At 34.6% G+C, this 6,000-nt stretch carries 6 protein-coding genes; 1 reads left to right on the forward strand and 5 read right to left on the reverse strand.

The genetic code is table 11. The annotated features are described in order from the left end of the window. Positions 1–36: 36 nt before the first annotated feature. From E6771_RS07040 to E6771_RS07060, 5 genes are read right to left on the reverse strand one after another with little or no spacing between them, the layout of a single operon-like run. Positions 37–711, reverse strand: a complete 675-nt coding sequence (locus E6771_RS07040; protein WP_316090520.1) for an AroM family protein — start codon at positions 709–711, stop codon at positions 37–39. Positions 712–713: 2 nt separating this feature from the next. Further along, positions 714–1,655: a DUF1177 domain-containing protein gene (locus E6771_RS07045; RefSeq protein ID WP_316090521.1), complete on the reverse strand. Its 942-nt coding sequence runs from the start codon at positions 1,653–1,655 to the stop codon at positions 714–716. 22 nt (positions 1,656–1,677) lie between these two features. After that, positions 1,678–3,246 carry an OPT/YSL family transporter gene (locus E6771_RS07050; RefSeq protein WP_316090522.1) on the reverse strand — a complete coding sequence of 523 codons (1,569 nt, stop codon included), beginning with the start codon at positions 3,244–3,246 and terminating at the stop codon, positions 1,678–1,680. A 21-nt stretch (positions 3,247–3,267) separates the two neighbouring features. Next, a complete protein-coding gene (locus E6771_RS07055; protein WP_316090523.1) occupies positions 3,268–4,341 on the reverse strand; it encodes a DUF917 domain-containing protein in 1,074 nt (357 codons plus the stop codon). 43 nt (positions 4,342–4,384) lie between these two features. Then, the gene (locus E6771_RS07060) at positions 4,385–5,158 is read right to left on the reverse strand and encodes an IclR family transcriptional regulator (RefSeq protein WP_316090525.1); all 774 of its coding nucleotides are present in this window, start codon (positions 5,156–5,158) and stop codon (positions 4,385–4,387) included. A 214-nt stretch (positions 5,159–5,372) separates the two neighbouring features. Between E6771_RS07060 and E6771_RS07065 the strand changes: the two genes are divergently transcribed. Next, positions 5,373–5,627 (forward strand): flavodoxin family protein, encoded by a 255-nt coding sequence (locus E6771_RS07065; protein ID WP_316090526.1) that lies wholly within the window; start codon positions 5,373–5,375, stop codon positions 5,625–5,627. The last annotated feature ends 373 nt before the right edge of the window (positions 5,628–6,000 follow it).

Genomic DNA, 6,000 nt, shown 5'->3' on the forward strand with positions numbered 1-6,000 from the left:
AAATGTTTTTATTCTCCCTGCTCCATAAATTTTTATTTAATTATCCAGTATTTCTGATACCACTCTTGCTAAAAGAGTTCTTGATAAAATTACAGGTTTCCCTGATATTTTTTCTACTATTTTTTTCATTTCTAAAGTATATCCCATACAATCCAAAACTATTATATCGATATCTTTATCTTCCAATTCCAGTGCTGCTTTTTCTATTTCTTTTATATCCCCATATGGAGAACCAGGTACTGCTTCTATGTTATTTATTATAGAAGACCATTTCTTTTTAGTATACTCCAGCTGTTCTGCTTTTGGAGTAATATTTCCAATAGATGAATTCGCACTGAACAAAGGAAGTAAATTTTTTAATATATCATATGGAAAAATAATTGGAAATTTAGATTTAAAATCATATGAAAATTTTCCAGTGCAAAAAAATAGTATAAGCTCTGCTCCTGCTTCTTCCAATTTATTAATGCACTCTTGTATTCTAGGTTGGATAAATCTCTCAGCAAAAAATACACTGCTCCCATCATTAAGAACAGAAATAAGCCCTTTTTCTCCATTTACAGGTTTTTCTTTCTCTATATCCTCTTTTTTTAAGCCGTCCAATGCTCCTGCTTCTATTAATTCTATTTTATCTCCTAATATAGGAAGAATATCTTTGGTAATATCCTTTCTCGGAGATTGTCCTATTGTTATTGCTCCTATCTTTCTCATAGTTACTCCTTTCCATCTAAAGTCTGGAATCTCTTCATAGAACCATAAGTTTTCTTTATCAGCTCATATTCTTTTTCGTCATAGAAATGACAGTCGCCTTTAGTATATGCTTTTGCTGTTTCCAGCATGAATCTTGCTGCTTCCTCCATATCTGTAATGTGGCTGGCTCCTGTTGCACAGCCAGGTACTGCTGTTTTAGTAGTTATTGCTACTCCTACTACTGGTACATCAGTTGCAGTAGCTGGCTGAAGTATACTATTTAAGTGATAAATATCATTGCCGTATGGTGTGATATCCTGTAAAGAAAGAGCAAATACCTGCGGCAGCTCCCCTGTTGTTATCTGCATAATATCCAGCAGATCATCACTTACTTTTAATATATATCCCTCTTTTACAGTTGGAGATATTGCAAAGCCACGATGATTTATTATTCTGTTTCCTTTAGTAGTATCTACTGACAATATTGCCTCTAAGGCTCCGCTTACTTCCTCTTTATTTATTTGAGCGATATCTACTGGAGACCCCATAAATGGTACTGGGTGATGCGGTCTTGTTGGAGCGTTAGAACATATATGTGTCGATACTACTATATCCCCCTCGAGATAATCTCCTTTAGTCTGCATATCCAGCAGTTTTGCTGCAAGAGATAAAGCTATTAAAGCTCCATCCCCATCTGATACAAATCCTATTCTCTCTGGACGTGCTCCCAGTCCTCCAAGTCTTCCTAAGATCCCTAATGTAGAAGCTGTTCCCCCTTTTACTTTTCCCTTTTCTCCAGGAATAGTTATTCTTATCATATCAGTTGTTCCTCTTTCGCCTTTCAGCGGATAAACAACTACATCTGCATCATGCTTTATACTCAAAAGATAATTTTTTACTTTCTCTCCGCTGGCTGTACTGCTGTCTAAAATATCATACATTTCTATAAACTGTTTTATTAACATATTCTGCCCCCTCTAGTCTATATTAGAAAAATACTTTTATCAAATTAGTCACAAATCCAAACAGTCCATCTGCTGCAATTAGTCCAGCATCTCTTACTTCCATAAATTCTGAACCAAAAATCAATCTTACTGTTACAGCTATCAATACTCCAATACCATAAATAGGACTGTTTAATAGAAGCCCTGTAGCAAAAAGTACTCCAACCATTTTCTTACCAAATATAAACTGGATAAATGCTCCCGGTATTGCCCACATCAGCATTTCTTTTAAAGCTGCCGGATCTGCTCCAGCAGTTATGGTAGTAGCAAATACTTTACTGATAGGAGGTATTACATTCTGACTCATCAAAGCTTTAGAGAACAATAATACTACCAGTATTCCTATGATTCCTCCAATTGCTTCTATGATTACCTGCTGTTTTCTTCCATACTTTTCATACTCTTTATCTTCGCTTTTACCACGCAGTATCCATCCTGCTTTCAAATCATATCCCATATCTGCAAAACATGGTCCTACTGAACCGATAAATCCTGTCATTACAGCTATTGCCAGCGGTTTAAATCCAAGAAGTATTGCTACTGTCATAAAGATAGTAGAAATTGCAAATGCTGGGAACCACCCTGAATGCATTGCTGCCATTCCTACAAGAAGCATTGCTACCAGTGAAGAAAAAGCACACCATAATACCCATACTGCCATTTCACTGACACTCATATCTGAGAAAATTCCTGTTATTACAGCTGTAACAATCGAAGCTGCTATAAGTCCACCGAACCCATATACTAATGATTTTTTAGAATCTTTAGATGAAACTGTAACTGAATTTGTTAATTGCTCATCATTTTTTCTATTCTTAAAAATTATATATAGTGATTGTAATAGTGCAACTATTCCTGCACCTATCATTATTCCCTGAGGTATTTTTGTAGCTCCAAGATTAAAATCTACCATACCAAACAGAGAAAATATCTGTTTTGAATATCCTCTAAGTACAAGTCCTACCCCTAATCCGGCCATAGAAAAGATATTTGCTATAAATACTATTCCTATTCCTGCCACAGGCAGTTTAAAATAACTTCCTATTACCCCCAGTACTAACCCCTCTATTAGTCTTCTTCCTTTTTTACCTCCCTCATCTCCTGCCTGTATAGCACTGGCAGTTGCTACCCCTGGAGGCCATGCCCCCTGAGCTGGGAAAAGAGGTGAGTCAAATAATTTTCCTACTGTTATTATTGAAATTGTTGTCCCTAAAATACACCCTATCGCCATAGGAAGAATATACTCTACTTTTTCAAGTCCCCATAAAATTCCTACAGCTATAAATCCGCAGTTAGCAGCAGCAAATCCTGCACCTGATACAATAGTCTGAAGCATATTTTGTCTTTCCATAGATTTATAACTTGACAGCTGCGACAGCGGTACTCTTGCTAAAATCATAGCAAAAATCGCTCCAATCAAAGATGTATTTGGTGTTACCCCTACGTTTCCTATCAACTGCATACATATTACTGCTGATAGTACAGCTAAAATTACCCCTGTTATTATAATATTCGGTTCAAATGCAGATACTGGCTTTCTTTTGTTTTCCATATTCCATCCCCCTATATGTTTTTAAAATATATATGATATTATTTCTTTCTCAGCCGCCTTTTCACACTGTTTAAACAGTTCTGAATCTTTCATTCCTGTACCTAATTTTATATATTTTCTGTCTACTGCCAGCACAGCTACTTCCATTCCTTCTGTTATTTCTGCTGAAGTGACAGGTGTTCCAGTAAGTGCATCAAATGTCATTATTAAATCTGGGAATGTACTTACTCTCTGATTATTTTTCTCAGCTGTCATGTACTCATTCCAGAATGTAAGTTCTGTGTCCCCTATTTTTACTACTCCTACATCAAATCCGCCTTTACATTCCAGTTGAAGTTTATCTATTTTACCTTTTGAAATTATTTCCCCATGCAGTTTTTCACATACTGTCTTTAAAATTTTTTCTGATCCAAAAGGCTTAGCTTCTATCATAGCCTGTCCTAGTTCTATTGCTTGTTTTACAGCTCCGCATGCACCATTTTCTTTTGCATAACCGCAGGTTACTGGATTTCTGGCTACTGTGACAAGCCCATCTGCTTCCACAGCTGCCTCTCTTATCAGTCTGGCTACTCTAGCTAAATTACCAGAGGCTACCATTTCCACATGCCTTCCTTGTTCCTTTTTACCCCCGATTGCAGCTTGGTAAGAAACATATTCAAAATCTTTATGTAGCCCCATTGATCCCATTATTCCAGTAGGATGAGCTCTTCCATTGCATGGAGCGTCAACTACTGGTATTCCTAGAAGTGCACTTTGCAGCCAACCGTTTACAGTAGCACTTCCTCCTGCTTCATTAGTAATTATCCCTTTTATATCTACATTCATCTGTCTGCTGACCAATTCTATTACTTTTCCATAATCTTCTGGTGCTACATAAGAATTTGTTGCTGATGGTGCTCCTACATTAGACACATTTATTAAATATGCATCTTCTTCTAAATCTTCAGGATCAATTAAATAGACATCCCCCTTTTCCAGCCCAAGTTTTGCTGTATTATATCCTTTAGACATGGCCCCTCCCCCTCCGCCTCCAAGGACACATCCTCCTAAAACAGCAGCTTCAAGCAGTTCTAAATTCAACTTAATTTTTGCCATATTAATTCCCCCTTTTATTTTTATATATTGTTATATTAAAAATTTAAAAATAATACATTTTCAGCATTTCCTGAATCTGTTCTCCAATAGCTTTTAATTTATTTATATAATTTTTTCTATGCTCCTCAGTAAGAGAACTGTGTATTCCTCCAATACTCAGACATGCCAGAATATCTCCATTGCTTTTAAAAAGAGGCACTCCTACTGAAAATAGCTCAGGTGTCATAGTTCCATGACTGTAATCATACTTTTCTTTTTTTATCTTCTCCATTATTTGAGTCAGTTCATTTTTTTCTTCCTCAGTGATATCAAGAGATGTAATATACTGTTTTTTTTCTTCTTCAGGCATAAAAGCCAAAAGCGTTCTATTAGAACCTCCTTTATGCAGAGTATAAGCTCCTCCTTTATCCATAGCTATACGGATTTCACTGCTGTATTTATTATGCTCCAGCTTTTCCATACAGAAACTTTTGTTCCCTACATTCATAGTAAGAATTACATTTACCTGAAGTTCCTGTCTTATTTTCTCCATTATAGGAAATAATATTTTCGTCAATTTCTGCTCTCTTGCTGCTCTGTACCCCAGGACAAGTATTTTTTCACCTAAATAGTATTTTTTATCATTCTCATTTCTTCTCAAAAAATTCTTTGATGTCAGTGTTGACAGCAGTCTATAAGCAGCCGTTGTGCTCATTCCCATTTTTTCCTCTACATCTTTTGCTGAAATATAATTGCTTTCGCTCAATAGATAAAGTACATCTAATGCTTTTTCCACTGTCTGTAAAGTATCTTTATCAGATTTTTTTTCCTTAGTCATTTTATCCTCCCCTTCTATTTTCCCGATATTCGGATATGCTTTCCGATATTTTTATTGCTATATATATACCACAATACATTTTTCATGTCAATAAATAAAATATTTTTTTCTATAAATATTATAAATTTTTTATATTTTATTTTTTTCAAAAGAAAAATTTTTCAAAACAAATTTTTTCAAGTTTAATTAAGGCAGTTTGAATTTCAAATACTAGGTGGTAATTTTAATTGTAAATGGAAGTCCCACAAGAGCAGTTCTAAAAGCTGTGGAATCAGGAATTGATACATCTGTAAATGAAGTAGAATTTATAGATGTAACAAAATACAAGTTGAGTGGCTGTATTGCCTGCTATAAATCTAAGACTGAAGAAGGTAAGGGAAAATGTGTCTTCACCAATGATACAAACATTCTGGAAGATAAAATATTTGAAGCTGATACAGTAATCTTCGGTTCTCCTGTTTACTGGTAGGGAATCTCAGCTCAATTAAAAATACTAAATAGATAAACTGTTCTGTATAAAAATGAATTTTTAAGAAAAACAAAGAAAAAAATAGGAATAGTAGCTGTGGGGGCTGTTGCATTTTCTAAATAGTCCATACAAAAAGCTGAAAAGAATTTTTTTCTTCTCATCTTTTTTGTGTTGTTAAATTTTAAGCTTATTCGATTAGGATATCTAATATGAATGCAAATGAATTAATATTTTTTATTTTTTCATCAAATTAATCAAATTATAATTTCCTAAAAAATAAAAAAAGCTGAGTAACATTTAAAAAAAATGTTTCACTCAGCTCTCTTTTTTGTATAATATAGTTACCACCCTAATTATACAAAGGAGACATACA

The sequence above is a fragment of the Fusobacterium sp. genome (assembly GCF_032477075.1).
Classification (GTDB): domain Bacteria; phylum Fusobacteriota; class Fusobacteriia; order Fusobacteriales; family Fusobacteriaceae; genus Fusobacterium_A.